The organism is Arthrobacter sp. B6 (assembly GCF_001663775.1).
In the GTDB taxonomy this organism is placed as follows: domain Bacteria; phylum Actinomycetota; class Actinomycetes; order Actinomycetales; family Micrococcaceae; genus Arthrobacter.
Genome location: NZ_KV467169.1, coordinates 1,033,507 through 1,048,130, shown reverse-complemented (window position 1 = coordinate 1,048,130; position 14,624 = coordinate 1,033,507). Strand labels below are relative to the sequence as shown.

The window sequence follows — 14,624 nt, the reverse complement described above, 5'->3', positions numbered from 1 at the left end:
GACAGGGGCGGCAGCCTCGGCCGGCAGGGACAGGGTCCAGAAGTCCCACTGCATGTCCGCGTCGCGCAGGTGGGTGCCCGGGAGGCGCTTCTGGGAGTGGATGAAGTCCGGGAACTTGATGCCGTCGCGGATGAAGAAGACCGGGGTGTTGTTGCCCACGAGGTCGTAGTTGCCCTCGGAGGTGTAGAACTTCACGGCGAAACCGCGCGGGTCCCGCCAGGTGTCAGGGGAGCCGTTCTCGCCCGCGACGGAGGAGAAACGGATCAGCATCTCGGTCTCAACGCCCGGCTGCAGGAACGCGGCCTTGGTGTAGGCCGAGATGTCCTCGGTGGCCTTGAACGTGCCGAACGCGCCGCCGCCCTTGGCGTGCACTACGCGCTCCGGCACCCGCTCGCGGTTGAACTGGGCAAGCTTTTCCACCAGGTAGTGGTCAGTCAGGATGATGGCACCGTCGGCACCAACTGACTTCGAATGCGCGTCGGACGTAACCGGCGCACCTGACTGGGTCGTTGAAATGGCAGTCATTTTTCTCCTATTTCTCTATTACTTGTGAGGGACGTTCAGAAGGAAGTTGTTGGGACTGCTGGCAGTCCTGGCAGATGCCCTGGTACATAACGTCGGCGATCTGGATGGTCATGGGCTTGGCGTTCTCGTCCCAGTGCGGGGTGAGGCAGGGCGCATGCCCGACGGCGCACTCCACGTCCTCGACACGGCCGCAGCTGACGCAGATCGCGTGGTGGTGGTTGTCGCCCACCCGGGTCTCGTACAGCGCGGGGGAGTGCGGCGGCTCAAAACGGCGCAGCATGTGCAGGTCGGTGAGGTCACCAAGGACCACGTAGACGGACTGCGCGGTCAGCTCCGGGAGTTCCGCGCGCGCGGCGGCGAGAATGCTCTCCGCCGGGGAATGGGGGTGGTGTTCGACGGCGGCCAGCACCGCCAGCCGCTGTTTGGTAACCCGGCGGCCGTGGGCGCGCAGGGCCGCAGCCCATGCTTCGTGGCCGCCAAAGTGATCCGTCATGCCTCTATTGAAACACTTATTATGAGTTCATCACAATAAGGCTTGGCTAACCTCCGGAAGATCCAGGAATTCCTGCATGGGATTGACGGATTCTCCTGCCGATCGGCCCATCGCGTGGACTTCCAGCGGTCCACCACGGGGCTCAGGCACCACACAGCTCAGGCCGCTCACGCCGCGGCGTTCCGTCATGCCCTGGAGCGAGGCGGCCAGAGCCAGCAGGTGCCCGGGCGTGAGTCCAGGTTCGCCCGACGCCGGCGCAAGCACACTGTGGTGCGCACCGGCCTTGACCCGTGGGGCACTGGACAAAATTTTCGGAAGGTTGCCGCTGGGCTGCGGAACCGGCTCCGCGAGATGGCCGTTCGCGGCAATGCCGCCGGGCAGGATTGCCGCGAACTGCCTGCCCGCCTCTGACGGGCGCCCCAAAGCCAGGCGTCGCAGCACAGTGCGGAGGCCGCCGTCGTACTCCTGTAACTCCTTGGCTCCGGCGGGCACCCGGCGCTGCGCCGGGAGGCGGAGCTGTTCGCCCGGGGAAACCGGTTCGCGGTCCCAACGCCCGAACAGGTGGAAGGTGGGCGTGGACGACTCGACCTCCGGCTCGCCGATCGCCGCACCGATGGGATGCCACTGGTGGGCAAAAACCACGGTGCAGCGCTTGGCTCCGAGCACCTCGGCAAGGCCCTGCCGGGCAGCGTTGTGGCACCAGAGCCAGTCGGCGGCTGAACGGAGATCGAAGGTGACGGCGGGATTCGTGAGCCGAATGAGGAGGTGGCCCGGGTTCAGGGCGGTCCGGGGCCGGGCAACTTCCCAGATCGCCGATGCAAAAAGAAGCCGCCTTGATAGATTCATGCGCAAATTCCTTCCCCCGCCTGAGGATATCAAGCGTGTGAAAAAAGAAGACATGGAGCGGCCAGTACGGCCCGCGGGCAGGTGACCTGCCTGCAGGAGGCGGGACTAAAATTTTGACTGAGGGCTGGGTCCTGCTGCTCCGCAGCGGTGCGCGCAGTACCGTGGCGGGCTGGCCGCGCAGCTGCAGACGGGCTTTCGAAGTACGATGCCCGCAACCCGGTCCCGCTGGACGTGCCGGGCAGACGTGGAGGAGTGGACGTGCACAAGCATTACAACGGCCTGAAGACTGTGGCGCTCTTTGGCGTCCTTTGGGCGGTGCTGCTGGGACTGGGCGGCCTGATCGGCCTGAACACCCGCAGTTCGGCGCCCATCTGGATCATGGCCATCATCGGCGTGGCCACCACAGCGTACGGCTACTGGAACAGCGACAAGATCGCCATCCGCTCCATGCAGGCCTACCCGGTCACGGAGGCCCAGGCGCCCCAGCTGTACCAGATGGTCCGCGAGCTGTCCGTCCGCGCCAACCAGCCGATGCCGCGCATCTACGTCTCGCCCACGATGAACCCCAATGCCTTCGCGACGGGGCGGAATCCACGGAACGCGGCTGTCTGCGTCACCCAGGGCATCCTCCAGCTGCTGGACGCCCGCGAGCTCCGCGCCGTGCTGGGGCACGAGCTCATGCACGTGTACAACCGGGACATCCTCACCTCCTCGGTGGCGGCCGCCGTCGCCGGCGTCATCACCTCCGTGGGGCAGATGCTGCTGTTCTTCGGCGGCGACCGGCGCAACTCCAACCCGCTTGCCATGCTGGCCATGGCGCTGCTGGCCCCGTTCGCGGCGTCGCTGATCCAGCTGGCCATCTCCCGGACCAGGGAGTACGACGCCGATGAGGACGGTGCGCAGCTGACCGGCGATCCGCTGGCACTCGCCTCAGCCCTGAACAGGATTGAGCAGGGCGTCCGGATCGTGCCGCTTCCGCAGGACCAGAAGCTGGTGAACACCTCGCACCTGATGATCGCCAACCCGTTCCGCGGCGGGACGATGACCAAGCTGTTCCGCACGCACCCGCCCATGAAGGACCGGATTGCCCGGCTGGAGCGGATGGCCGGCAGGCCGCTGCGTTAGGCGGCCGGTGGCTGGGTTTCGTTGACCAATTTGCGTCACTTATGCGCCCGGCCGGAGGTGGCGGTCCGCGTCAGCACAAGGCTTTGCAGGGCCAGTCTGCTCAAAAGTTGCGCGTTTTGGCTATGGCCGTTCGAATGGGCCGCTCGAATGGTCCACTTTTGGCGTAGCAAACCGAGAGCGGCTCACCCTCGTAGGGCCCGAAGTTCTCGATCCTGCCGTAACCCTCACGCTCGTAGAAGCGCATGGCCTCGGGCTGGGCAGTGCCCGTTTCCAACTTGAGCTCCCCAAAGCCGCGGGCCCGGGCCTCCGCCTCGAGGGCGCGCAGGACTGCCGTCGCTGCGCCGCTGCCGCGGGTTTCGGGCAGCACAAACATCCGCTTGATCTCCGCGCTGCCGGCGTCCAGCTGCCGGAGCGCGCCGCAGCCCACTGCCTGGCCGTCCGGGGTGCGCGCCACCAGGAATACCGTGATGTCCTCCGCCGTGGGGACAAACCGGGCTCGTGGTCATCGCTGCCGTACCGTTCATCCAGCTCGCGCCGCTGCATGGACCGGAGCGCCGATCCGTCCGCGGAGCTCCACGGCTCCGCGGTTACCGTCAACGCCACCGCTGCTAGCTGCGGAAGTTAACGAACTGCAAGTCCGCTTCGTCAAAGTCCTTCAGCAGGGCCATGGTGGCCTGCAGGTCGTCGCGGGACTTCGACGTGACGCGGAGTTCGTCGCCCTGGATCTGGGACTTGACCCCCTTGGGGGCTTCGTCGCGGATCAGCTTGTTGATCTTCTTGGCCAGGTCCTGCGCGATGCCTTCCTTGATGGAGGCCTCCAGGCGGAATTCCTTGCCGGACGCGTAGGGCTCACCGGTGTCCAGTGACTTCAGCGAGATGCCGCGGCGGATCAGCTTGGACTGGAGCACGTCCAGGACGGCCAGTACGCGCTCCTCCGAGTTTGCCTTCATCAGGATCTTCTCGCCGCTGAAATCGACCTCGGCGCCGACACCTTTGAAGTCGTAGCGCTGGGCCAGTTCCTTCTGCGCCTGGTTCAGCGCGTTGGCAACCTCCTGCTTGTCCACTTTGCTTACGACGTCGAACGTTGACTCGCCTGCCATGATTCTCCTTGTGCTGGTGGTGCCCTGCGGTTGCGGTGCTGGTTGCGCGCCTGGGGCGCCTGATCTCTGCATTCCAGCCTAATACGGATGCCCCCCTTGTGACGGTGCGGTATTCACAGTTCCCTCTCAGCGGACACAGGGCGGGAACGAAGGCCGGCGACGGAGAGTTGGAGTTGTTGGATAAGAGCTTGAAGGGAAAGACCATGCATCGTAAAGCCGTCCGTTACGTCACCCAAAGCACCTCGGCTGCGGCAGGCGCCGTTGCCACAGCAGCCACCTCCGTTGCCGCTGCCGCGGTGGCAGCTTCCATCATCTTCAGCCCGGTAGCCGATGCTTCCGCCCGGATGGACGGCGTGCACGAGGACCTGCTGCGGGCCGTCCAGCTGAACCAGATCACCGAAGAGCAGGCTGTTAAGTTCGAGGCACGGCTCGCAGGACGCATTCTCGGTGAGGCTTGATTTCCCCTGATTCCCGGGGTTTTTCGGTGTTTTTTGGACCGCCCGGGGCCCGATTCGATTCTTCGGCAGAAGTTCTGTAAAGTTGTCTTGCCCGCGGTTACTGGAAGCGGAACGGCCCGGAAACGGACGTTCCGAACGCTGCAGCCGGGGGTGATCTTCTTTTGAAGTTCGGCAGATTACCCGAGCGGCCAAAGGGGGCTGACTGTAAATCAGCTGGCAACGCCTACGGGGGTTCGAATCCCTCATCTGCCACCCAAAACGAAGGCCCGTACTTCCCTGCAATAGCAAGGAAGTGCGGGCCTTCGTCATTCCCCCAAACGCGCCGTCCCGGCCTTGTTCGCGGCTCGTGCCCTTGAAGGATCGGAACCGCGGAAAAGCTGAGGATGCGGCCATAAAATCGCCGTCGACAGGTGTACCGGCCCCGGCGTAGGCTGGCAGCATCGGCGCATGAGCCCCGGTATCCTGCGTCGATGCATCAATCGATGAAGGAGGATCAATGAGTGTTGTACGTGAATTCATGACTACGGATGCCCGGTGTATCACGGAAGACCAGTCCCTCGCGGATGCCGCGCGGATGATGCTTGATCTGGACTGCGGATCGTTGCCGATCTGCGGCGACGACGGCAAGTTGAAGGGCATGATCACAGACCGTGACATCGTCCTCAAGTGCGTTGCCGCCGGCCGCGATCCCCGTGAGATGATGGCCCGCGACCTTGCCTCCGGCACGCCTCACTGGGTTGACGCCGACGCCAACGTTGACGCCGCCATCGAACTGATGGAGCGGCACCAGATCCGGCGGCTCCCGGTCATCGCCGATCACAAGATGGTCGGAATCATCAGCCAGGGTGACATCGCGCGCAATTACTCCGAGCAGCGTGTGGGCGAGCTGGTGGAGCACATTTCGGAACGCAAACGGATGCAGGTGTAGTCAGCAATTCCAAGCAGAACGCCACGGAGTCCTCTCCGTGGCGTTACTTTTTGGACCATCATGGCCTTGTCCGCGGCTCCTCGCCTTGAGGCTTCGGAACCGCGGACAAGCTTAGGGAAGTCAGTTCAAAGCAATCAGGAGCATCTGGTTGGTTCCGGGGATGCAGGTCTGCAGGATAGCCCTGGGGAAGCCGCCGAACACTGCGATGACGTCATTGGTGGTGCCCGGGTTGGGGACCTGGCCGCGGGCCGTCGCCGTGTACGTTCCATAGCCCGGAATGCTGACGGTTTCGCCCACGGCGATGCCGGAGAACCGTGCCCAGCCGCCGCAGAAATCATGCTCGGTGATAAAGAGCGAGTAGCCATCGTTGGGCGTGTAGTGGATGGGCCCGATGCAGGCGTCCACCATGGCCTGTCCGCCGGCACCGGCCACGTAGATTGTCCGGACAGCGGGGGCGGCCTGGACCAGGGCCGGGACAGGTGCCGGGGCAGGTGCTGGCGCAGCCGGTGCGGCGGCGGGGGCGGCTGCCGGCGCGGCCGCAGGTACGGAGACGGCGGGACCTGACAACACCAGGACCTGGCCGGGGACGATGATGCTGTAGACGCCGAGTCCGTTGGCGGCCAGCATCCCATGCACGTCCACGCCATGCCGCGCCGCGATCCCACCCACGGTGTCGCCGGGAACCACGGTGTAGCGGTTGGAGTCTCCCGCGGGGGCAGGAGCCGGGGCGGGCTCAGCCGGCGCAGGAGGGACAGGGGCGGCAGCCTCGGCCGGCACAGCTGGCGCCTCAAGCTGGGCTGTGGCATCAACAGACCCGGGCTCAAGGGTGCCCACGTATGGTTCGTCCAGGGGCAGCGCCGCCAACGGCCGTGCGATGCGCACCGCGGGTGCTTCCGCCGTCGTGCCTGCATCCGTCGACGCCGGCACTTCCGCCGAGCGGACGGGCCCTGCCAGGGCTCCGACGCCTACGGCGGAGACCATGGCCGCGGCGGCCATGCCTGCCCAGAGCCGGTTACTGACTGGCCTGCGGCCTTGAGTCAGTTCTGTCCGGGGGACGTCGGTTTCGAAGTTGCGGCGGGGTGGTTCGGGAGTTTTTTGGGTGAACTGGTTCATGGGTGGCCCATCGCAGGTCGGCCCCGTCAAGGAAAGCAGCGGTGGATGCCGCCGGTTCACATTGCAGGACGGATCGAGGTGTGATGCGCTATGCGGTTCCGGTCAGTGTCCGTGCCCGCGCAGGGATGCGCATGATGGGAGCCGCCCGCATACCCAGAAGATACGGAAGCTCCACTATGAAGCGGCATCATCCACCCCAGCTCGGAGGACGCGCCAGCAACTTTTTCGGCCCTAGGAATTTCGAGTCTAGGAAGCGGGCGCAGGGGCGGCACGAGTAGGCATTACCCGACTTTTTCCGCGGATTACTTGGCGAGGCGGCGGCACCTACTCGTGGGCCCAGGCCTGGACTACTTGCTCCACAGGCGCGGTGTCCGGGGCCGGATGGTACAGGAAGCACACGGCCCCCGCAGTGTTCCGCCGACGTGACGGTGCAGGACGGAGCAGCGTCACCATCCGGATCCGCGGAAGCGAGGTTTACCACGAAGTTACTGGTGGGTAACATTGGGGGATGCACCTGCTTCTGCGCACCCTCCTGATGCTGTTCACGTCCGCCCGCCGCTCCGCGCTGACCATTTGGGATACGTCGTCCCTGCCGCTGCGCGTCCTGCCCACGGACATCGACATTGCCATGCACGTCAACAACGGGATGTACTTTTCCCTGATGGACCTGGGGCGGTTCGACCTGATGGTCCGCAGCGGGGTCTGGAAGAGGATGCGGCAGCGCGGCTGGAGCCCGGTGGCGGCGGGGGAGACCATCGCCTTCCGGAAGTCCCTGCAGCTGTGGCAGCAGTACACGATCGAAACCAAAATCATCGGCCTGGACGCCAAGGCCATCTACTTTGAGCAGCGCATGGTGTCCGACGGCGAAATTTATGCCCGTGCCTACATCGCCACCCGGCTGGTCAACAGAGGAAAACCCGTCAGCCAGGAAGAGATCCTGCGCGAGTTCGGCCAGCCCCCGGCGGACCTCATCCTCCCCGAATGGATCCACGAGTGGCGCGAGACCAATGCACTGCCGGGCAGCCGGACGCCGGCCCCGCACCTCTGGGAAGCCAGGGCCTGACCGCCGGCTGCCCGGGCTGCGGCTGCCGATATCGGCACCCGACTATCGCGCCGGGCTGCGGCGCCGGCTACGCGCCGACGTCGCGCCTGTCCACCGCGATTGCCGCCAGGGCCACTAGGGCAATGGAGATGCCCCAGAGTCCTGTGGCGGCTGCCCAATCCGCTCCATTGGCCACCGGTGAGTTTCCGTACGCCCAGTGGTAGGGGCTGAGGTTGAGCAGCCACTCCACATCCTCGCTCTGCCGGCCGACGGCGTTAAAGACGTAGCCCAGGACGCCCACCGCCGCGCCGACCGCGAGCCCGTGGGTCCGGCGGCCTGACACGGCGCCCGCACACAGCGCAGCCGTTCCGCTCAGGAGCGCCAGGCCCGCGAAGAGCACGGTCGCGCCGAACAGGTTCTCCGGCCGGATGCCGAGCTGGGCCGAATCGTCCAGCAGCCGGACCAGCACAAAGACCAGTGCCGCGAGCAGGACCACCCGCAGCATTAGGGAAAGCGCGCGTTCCAGCACCACTTGGACCCGCGTCACACCATGGGCGAGGGTCAGTTCCAGCTGGCCGGATTCCTCATCGCCGCCCACCGCTGCGGCACCCCATCCCACGGAGGCGATGGTCATCAGCAGGAACCCGAGGAGGCCGTACAGCGTGGCCTGGGCGTAGCCCGGACCGGTGGCGATCTGGTCGTAGTTCAGCGCTTTGGTCATTTCGGCGGGGAGGGCATCGATCATGTCCTGCATCTGCGCGCTCCCGCCGATGGACGGGTACAGCGGCAGGTACAGGAACGTGGCAGCGGCAAGCCCGGCTGCCCACGCAAGGGTGGAGCGCCAGGTGTCCAAAAAGGCCCTGCGGAACAGCGGCAGCGTCGTGCTCACTCGCCCTCCTTCGGGCTCGAATACATCTTCAGCACCGATTCCTCCAGGTCCGGCTCCTCCAGGACAAGGTCCTTCAACTGCAGCCTGCCCAAGGCCCGGACCAGCGGCTGGATGTCCCCTTCCAGCGTCGCCGTCAGGGTGACGGTGCTGTTGGACTCAAGTACCTCCACACGTCCGACGCCGGGCACCGCACCCAGCAGCGCGCCGGCGTCGTGCGCGGTAATTCCGCGAGCGGAAAGCCGAAGGTGCCGCACGGCACCTTCGCGGAGCCCGCTCACCGACTCCACCGCCATGATCCGCCCGTCCCTCAGGATGGCCACGGTGTCCGCCGTCTGTTGGACCTCGCTGAGGACATGGGAACTGAGGAAAATGGTCTGGCCCTTGTGCTGCGATTCGCGAACCATGGCGTGGAACTCCTGCTGGACCAGCGGATCCAGGCCACTGGTGGGCTCATCGAGGACCAGCAGTTCGGGATCGTGCATGAATGCCTGGACCAGGCCCAGTTTCTGCTTGTTGCCCTTCGACAGCTTGCGGGTATGGCGGTCCAGGTCCAGACCCAGTCGTTCAGCCAGCGCCTCCACCCTGCCCGGGGCAACAGGACCGCTGATGGCCTGGTAGTGGGCCAGGAGTTTCCGGCCCGTGACCCGGCCCTCGAGGAACAGCTCGCCCGGCAGGTAGCCGATCCGGCGGCGGAGCTCCGGACCGCCCGCCCGGGGATCCTCCCCGAGGACCCGGACCTCCCCGGAAGTGGGGCGGATGATGTCCAGCAGACAGCGCATAGTGGTGGTCTTGCCCGCGCCGTTGGGGCCGATCACACCGAACACGGAGCCTGCTTCGACGGCGAAGTCCACGCCGTGCAGCACCTCCCGGCTGCCGAATTTCTTCGTGAGGGACCTGGCGGAGATTGCGTGCGGCATGCGCCCTCCTGGATGCGGCTTTCAGCGGCTGATGACGCCAAGGGTAGGCTCAGCGTCCCCGTGCTGTACATGGGCCCCGCGGTTATTCCCGATGACGCGGGAAGCGAACAGGGGGCACCAGGCCGCGACATAGCATGGCCTGCTCGCGTACCGTTGACCCATGGCTACCGTTGACATCACAGGTGAACAGTTCGCATCGACCATCGAAGGCAATGACATTGTCCTGGTGGACTTCTGGGCTGAATGGTGCGGTCCGTGCAAGCAGTTTGGGCCCACGTACAGCGCCGTGTCCGAGAAGCACTCCGACGTCCTGTTCACGAAGGTGGACACCGAGGCCGAGCAGCAGCTCGCCGCCGAGGCCGGAATTACGTCCATTCCCACGCTGATGGCCTTCCGCGAAAAAGTCCTCGTGTTCTCACAGCCGGGTGCCCTGAACGCCCAGCAGTTGGAGCAGGTGGTTGACGCCGTCAAGGCCCTGGACATGGACGAGGTGCACGCCAACGTGGCGCGCTCCAAAGCCGAGGCCGCGGCGGCTGCTGAGGCCAAGGAAAACTAGACAAACTGGCGGTCAAATACCCACGATCGCCGGAACAGCACGAGGTCGCCGGAGCGTTCCGGCGACCTCGTTGCGTTTCAGCGACTCCGGGCGAGCGGCTAGATGCGTTCCACCTTGACAGGCTCAGCCAGCAGCGCGCTCAGGGATTCGTTCAGGTCCTGGACGGCAGTGCCTTTGGAGTGCTTCTCAAGATCCTCCTCGGACGCCCACTGCTCCGTCAGGACCAGCTTCTCTTCGGTGGCCTCGGTCAGCTCGTAGCGGATGCAGCCGGGTTCGTTCACCACCTCGTCGATGGCGATTTCCAGGGCGAGCTTCACACGGAAGAACTCGCCGTCGTTGGGGATGAACGTTGCCTGCAGATCGATGGGTGCACTCATGGCTTTCACAATACCGGCCCGTCGGCTGCCCACCTGTCCTGTCGACGCGCGGACACCCTCCTGTTGCGCTTCATTTGCCCCGGTCGTCTTGGTAGCGTGCAGCATGCGCGCATATACAGCCGGGGACACTGACGTCCCGCTGCTCGAGGAAACCATCGGCACCAACTTTGAGCGGGTAGTGGCCCGGTTTCCCTTCCACGACGCGCTGATCGAGGCCGCGACGGTTCCGGGCGCCGACGCCCGGCGATGGAGCTACACCAAAATGAACGACGACGTCGACCGCCTCGCGCGTGCGCTGCTCGCCTTGGGCGTCGCCAAGGGGGACCGTGTGGGCATCTGGAGCCCGAACTGCGCGGAATGGACCCTGCTGCAGTACGCCTCGGCGAAGGCGGGGGCCATCCTGGTGAACGTCAACCCCGCGTACCGCAGCCATGAGCTGGAGTTTGTGGTCAAGCAGAACGGCATGCGCATGCTGGTGACGGCGCCGTCGGACCACACCAGTGACTATGTGGGAATGGCCCGCAAGGCGCTCGCCGACTGCCCTGACCTGCGCGAACTGGTGTTCCTGCCGGATGCGGGCATGGACGGGCTCGACGCCGGCGTCCCCCAAGGTGACGCAGAGCTGACGTACGCCGAGCTGCTCAAGCGGGCCGACGGCGTCGCGCATTCCGGCCTGTTGGCGCGGATGGCTGAACTGGACCCGCACGATCCCGTCAACCTGCAGTACACGTCCGGGACCACAGGCTTCCCCAAGGGCGCAACCCTGACCCACCACAACATCCTCAACAACGGCTTCTCCATTGGTGAGCTGCTGGGCTACACAGAGCACGACCGGGTGGTGATTCCGGTGCCTTTCTACCACTGCTTCGGGATGGTGATCGGCAACCTGGCGGCACTCAGCCACGGCGCGGCCACCATCATTCCCGGGCGCGGCTTCAACCCGGCGGCGGCGCTGGAAGCGGTGCAGGACTTTGGCGGGACATCGCTGTACGGAGTGCCCACCATGTTCATCGCCGAACTGGCGCTTCCCGACTTCGCTTCCTACGACCTCGCCACGCTCCGCACCGGCGTCATGGCCGGATCCGTGTGCCCCATCGACGTGATGAACCGGGTCATCTCCGACATGCACATGGCAGACGTTGCAATCTGCTATGGCATGACCGAGACCTCGCCGGTGTCCACCATGACCCGGAAGGGCGACACCCTGCAGCAGCGTACGGAGACCGTGGGCCGCACCATGCCCCGGCTGGAAAGCCAGATCATCGACCCCGGCTCCGGCGAGGTGCTGGAACGGGGCAGGATCGGCGAGTTGTGTACCCGCGGGTACGCGGTCATGTCTGGTTACTGGGGCCAGCCGGACAAGACCGCAGAAGCCATCGACGCCGACGGCTGGATGCATACCGGCGACCTCGCACGGATGGACGACGACGGCTACGTGGTGATTGAGGGCAGGATCAAGGACATGGTGATCCGCGGCGGCGAAAACATCTACCCGCGCGAGATCGAGGAATTCCTGTACAGCCATCCCTCCGTCCGGGATGTGCAGGTGATCGGGGTGCCGGACGCCAAATACGGCGAGGAGCTCATGGCCTGCATCATCCTCAACCCGGGCGCGGAACCCTTGGACGAGGCCGCGGTCGCCGAATTCTGCCGGGGGAAGCTGGCGCACTACAAGATTCCGCGCTACGTGGACGTCCGGGAAAGCTTCCCGATGACGGTGTCAGGGAAGATCCGCAAGGTGGAGATGCGCGAGGAAGCCGTGGCCCGCCTGGGACTCTGACGCTTGGGCGCCAATTGTACGTTCGCGCCCCACGAACCCTCGTTTAGCGCGAACGTACACATGTGGCCCTGTCCGCAGGGCTCAGGTTGCCGGCGCCAACTCGATCTGTGCGATCAATCCTGCAACATCGTAGTAGCGGCGTTCCTCGATGACTTCTCCGGCAGCGTTGAACTTCGAGAAGACAGCCCCGTTGTTCTTGATGGAATTTCCGGTAGGGGGAATCTCACCGTCGGGCGCCGCCAACGGACCCAGGTGCGTCCCGCCCAGGGTGAACTCGCCCGCTACCGTCTCACCGTCCTGAAGCAGTTGCCCGACGGTGAAACGGGCATCCGGAAACGCCCGCAGGAGTTCCACCATGTCCTGCTCAATGGCGTCCCGCCCCTTCAGCGGCTGCGGATAGAGCGGATCGTGGACCACCGCGTCCGCTGCGTAAGTTGCAGCAAAGGCCTTCGCATCATGGGCGTTGACGGCTTCCACTGCCTTGGCAAATGCGCTCGTGAGTGCGCTGGTGCTCATTGTTTGCTCCTTGATTGTTCCTGTTTGTCCGTTTTTCGGGACACCTTCAGACTCCCCGGATCCGCTGCCGCAGGGATCGGTCAAATGACCCATTTCTGAGCCCAATTGGAGATTTTGTCCACATATGGGGAGTTCGCGCCGCCGGAAGTCGCTGCATCTGGACAAAAACTCCCCGGGATGCGAGCGGCAGGAGGGTCGGAGACGAACGCTGTCCCGGGCCCAGCCTGTTCCCTAGGGAACGGCGGTATGAGGTGCTGTAATTGAAGCGTGACGCTGGAGGATCTGACAGCGAAAGGCCACCAGGCACTGGACGCGGGACGGTGGACGGAGGCCCGCGCCGCGTTTGAGGAAGCACTTGCGGGCACGGGATCGGCGGACGCCCTCGCAGGTCTGGGCGATGCCCTATTCTTCCTCGGCGACGTCGGCGAAAGCGTCCACTGCCGCGAGCGCGCTTACGCTGCCAGCCGCCGAGCCGGCAATGTTCCCGAGGCCATCGATTCAGCCGTCTGGCTGTGCCTTGTCTACGGGATGTCCCTTGGCAATGAAGCGGCGGCGCGGGGCTGGCTCGCCCGTGCCGAGAGCATGGCGGACCCCGACGACGGGCTGTCGCTGGCGTGGGTCGACTACTGCGCGGCGCTGCTGGCTACGGATGCCCAAACCTGCCGGGAGCTGATCGAGCGGGCGCTGGCCACGTCGCACGAGTTGGGCGACCCGGACCTGGCAGTCTGTGCGCTCGCGGAGCGCGGGGTGGTTCTGGTCAAGGAGGGAGAGGTCCAGGCCGGGCTTCGCTGCGTTGACGAGGCGATGGCGAGCGCCCTGGGCGGCGATGGTTCGAGCTTCTACACCGTGGTCATGGCGAGCTGTTCGATGCTGACGGTCTGCGACCTCCTCAGCGATCTTGGACGGGCCACCCAGTGGTCGCAGGCCGCCGACGACTATATGAGGTCCTACGGCTGCCCTTACCTTTACGCCCAGTGCCGCATGGTCCACGGGCGCGTCCTCCTCCTGACCGGTCACTGGGCCGAAGCCGACGACGAGCTGCGGCGGGCGGCGGCCGGTACGAGGGGCGTCTTCCCAGGCATGTTCCACCGGGCTATAGCCAGCCTCGCCGAGCTCCGCGTGCGCCAGGGACACTTCGACGAGGCGAGGGCACTGATTGAGGGCATCGGCGCGCCCGTCGAGACCAGCCTGGCGGCGGCAGGCCTGTCCCTCGGAATTAATGAACCGGTGGCGGCCGTGGCTCTGGCAGAACGTTGGCTTCGTTCGGAAAATGGCAGCACCGACGACGTCGTTCCCCAGCTGCACGCCGGCGGCCAACGGACGTCCCTCGAGACAGCCGGTGCACGCGGGCTGCTGGTGGAGGCACAGCTGGCGGCCGGTAATCCCGCCGCTGCCGCTGCGGCTGCCCAGCACCTCGCCGAGCTCGACGCCGGCGCCGGCGGAGTGCGCTTGTTGTCTGCACATGCCGCTCTGGCCAGAGGGCGCGTTGCAGCCGCCGAGGGCCGGCAGGAGCCTGCCACAGTTTACTTTGAAGAAGCCCTCAAATGGTTCGGGCACTTGGAGCTCCCACTGGAGGCAGCGCGCTCGCGGCTGGAACTTGCGCGTGTCTTGGCGCAGGGTCAACCGTCGCTCGCTGTCTCCGAGGCCCGCGCAGCCCTGTCGGTGCTCGACAAGCTGGGGGCGTCCCATGATGCCGACGTGGCCGCGGCGCTGTTGCGGTCGTGGGGAGCCGGAGGCAGGTCCGTTCCCCGCGAAGCCGGCGTCCTCACCCGGCGTGAGCAGGAAATCCTGCGGCTCCTCGTCCAGGGCTATTCGAATCATGAAATTGCGGGGCAGCTGTTCATCAGCAGCAAGACGGTGGCCCACCATGTGAGCAGCGTGCTGGAGAAGCTGGGCCTGCGCAACCGCGCCGAAGCCGCAGCTTACGCCGCCCGCCTCCCCGGCCAACTCAGCTGATCA

The 14,624-nt window shown here is 65.6% G+C and carries 17 protein-coding genes and 1 tRNA gene; 8 read left to right on the top strand and 10 right to left on the bottom strand.

Going from position 1 to position 14,624, the window contains the following annotated elements; genetic code table 11:
• The 3 genes from AU175_RS21490 to AU175_RS19540 form a co-directional block, all read right to left on the bottom strand.
• A partial coding sequence (locus AU175_RS21490; RefSeq protein WP_156642535.1) for a catalase occupies positions 1-525 on the bottom strand: 525 nt, incomplete at its 3' end.
• A 7-nt stretch (positions 526-532) separates the two neighbouring features.
• Positions 533-1,018: a Fur family transcriptional regulator gene (locus AU175_RS19545; RefSeq protein ID WP_066293535.1), complete on the bottom strand. Its 486-nt coding sequence runs from the start codon at positions 1,016-1,018 to the stop codon at positions 533-535.
• 30 nt (positions 1,019-1,048) lie between these two features.
• Positions 1,049-1,864, bottom strand: coding sequence for a hypothetical protein (locus tag AU175_RS19540; RefSeq protein WP_066293533.1), 816 nt, complete (start codon positions 1,862-1,864; stop codon positions 1,049-1,051).
• Between the two features lie 258 nt (positions 1,865-2,122).
• Here AU175_RS19540 and htpX point away from each other — a divergent pair, with 258 nt between their 5' ends.
• Entirely contained in the window at positions 2,123-2,989 is an 867-nt protein-coding gene (gene htpX / locus AU175_RS19535; protein WP_066294507.1) for a zinc metalloprotease HtpX, read from the top strand.
• A gap of 100 nt (positions 2,990-3,089) precedes the next feature.
• Here htpX and AU175_RS19530 read toward each other — a convergent pair whose 3' ends face one another.
• A complete protein-coding gene (locus AU175_RS19530; protein WP_231938657.1) occupies positions 3,090-3,443 on the bottom strand; it encodes a GNAT family N-acetyltransferase in 354 nt (117 codons plus the stop codon).
• A gap of 154 nt (positions 3,444-3,597) precedes the next feature.
• Positions 3,598-4,089, bottom strand: coding sequence for a YajQ family cyclic di-GMP-binding protein (locus AU175_RS19525; protein ID WP_066293529.1), 492 nt, complete (start codon positions 4,087-4,089; stop codon positions 3,598-3,600).
• Between the two features lie 203 nt (positions 4,090-4,292).
• Between AU175_RS19525 and AU175_RS19520 the strand changes: the two genes are divergently transcribed.
• The 3 genes from AU175_RS19520 (at position 4,293) to AU175_RS19510 (ending at position 5,475) form a co-directional block, all read left to right on the top strand.
• Positions 4,293-4,547: a hypothetical protein gene (locus AU175_RS19520; RefSeq protein ID WP_066294504.1), complete on the top strand. Its 255-nt coding sequence runs from the start codon at positions 4,293-4,295 to the stop codon at positions 4,545-4,547.
• 170 nt (positions 4,548-4,717) lie between these two features.
• Positions 4,718-4,799: transfer RNA gene (locus AU175_RS19515), tRNA-Tyr, on the top strand.
• A 244-nt stretch (positions 4,800-5,043) separates the two neighbouring features.
• Positions 5,044-5,475: a CBS domain-containing protein gene (locus tag AU175_RS19510; protein ID WP_066293527.1), complete on the top strand. Its 432-nt coding sequence runs from the start codon at positions 5,044-5,046 to the stop codon at positions 5,473-5,475.
• Between the two features lie 120 nt (positions 5,476-5,595).
• Here AU175_RS19510 and AU175_RS19505 read toward each other — a convergent pair whose 3' ends face one another.
• The gene (locus AU175_RS19505) at positions 5,596-6,588 is read right to left on the bottom strand and encodes a LysM peptidoglycan-binding domain-containing protein (protein ID WP_066293525.1); all 993 of its coding nucleotides are present in this window, start codon (positions 6,586-6,588) and stop codon (positions 5,596-5,598) included.
• Between the two features lie 508 nt (positions 6,589-7,096).
• Here AU175_RS19505 and AU175_RS19500 point away from each other — a divergent pair.
• Positions 7,097-7,651, top strand: a complete 555-nt coding sequence (locus tag AU175_RS19500; protein WP_066293522.1) for an acyl-CoA thioesterase — start codon at positions 7,097-7,099, stop codon at positions 7,649-7,651.
• A gap of 67 nt (positions 7,652-7,718) precedes the next feature.
• Here AU175_RS19500 and AU175_RS19495 read toward each other — a convergent pair whose 3' ends face one another.
• Together AU175_RS19495 and AU175_RS19490 are read right to left on the bottom strand one after the other, a co-directional pair.
• Entirely contained in the window at positions 7,719-8,519 is an 801-nt protein-coding gene (locus AU175_RS19495; RefSeq protein ID WP_066293519.1) for an ABC transporter permease subunit, read from the bottom strand.
• Entirely contained in the window at positions 8,516-9,436 is a 921-nt protein-coding gene (locus AU175_RS19490; RefSeq protein WP_066293516.1) for an ABC transporter ATP-binding protein, read from the bottom strand. The genes AU175_RS19495 and AU175_RS19490 overlap by 4 nt, the downstream gene beginning before the upstream one ends.
• Before the next feature lie 160 nt (positions 9,437-9,596).
• Between AU175_RS19490 and trxA the strand changes: the two genes are divergently transcribed.
• Positions 9,597-9,992: a thioredoxin gene (gene trxA, locus AU175_RS19485; protein WP_066293513.1), complete on the top strand. Its 396-nt coding sequence runs from the start codon at positions 9,597-9,599 to the stop codon at positions 9,990-9,992.
• 98 nt (positions 9,993-10,090) lie between these two features.
• Here the strand turns inward: trxA and AU175_RS19480 are convergent, their stop codons facing one another.
• The gene (locus AU175_RS19480) at positions 10,091-10,369 is read right to left on the bottom strand and encodes a putative quinol monooxygenase (RefSeq protein WP_066293511.1); all 279 of its coding nucleotides are present in this window, start codon (positions 10,367-10,369) and stop codon (positions 10,091-10,093) included.
• A 103-nt stretch (positions 10,370-10,472) separates the two neighbouring features.
• On the opposite strand from AU175_RS19480, the gene AU175_RS19475 reads away from it, so the two are divergent.
• Entirely contained in the window at positions 10,473-12,149 is a 1,677-nt protein-coding gene (locus AU175_RS19475; RefSeq protein WP_066293509.1) for an AMP-binding protein, read from the top strand.
• 81 nt (positions 12,150-12,230) lie between these two features.
• Here the strand turns inward: AU175_RS19475 and AU175_RS19470 are convergent, their stop codons facing one another.
• Positions 12,231-12,665 (bottom strand): ester cyclase, encoded by a 435-nt coding sequence (locus AU175_RS19470; RefSeq protein ID WP_066293506.1) that lies wholly within the window; start codon positions 12,663-12,665, stop codon positions 12,231-12,233.
• 267 nt (positions 12,666-12,932) lie between these two features.
• On the opposite strand from AU175_RS19470, the gene AU175_RS22575 reads away from it, so the two are divergent.
• Positions 12,933-14,621, top strand: coding sequence for a LuxR C-terminal-related transcriptional regulator (locus tag AU175_RS22575; protein WP_066293498.1), 1,689 nt, complete (start codon positions 12,933-12,935; stop codon positions 14,619-14,621).
• Positions 14,622-14,624 lie beyond the last annotated feature (3 nt).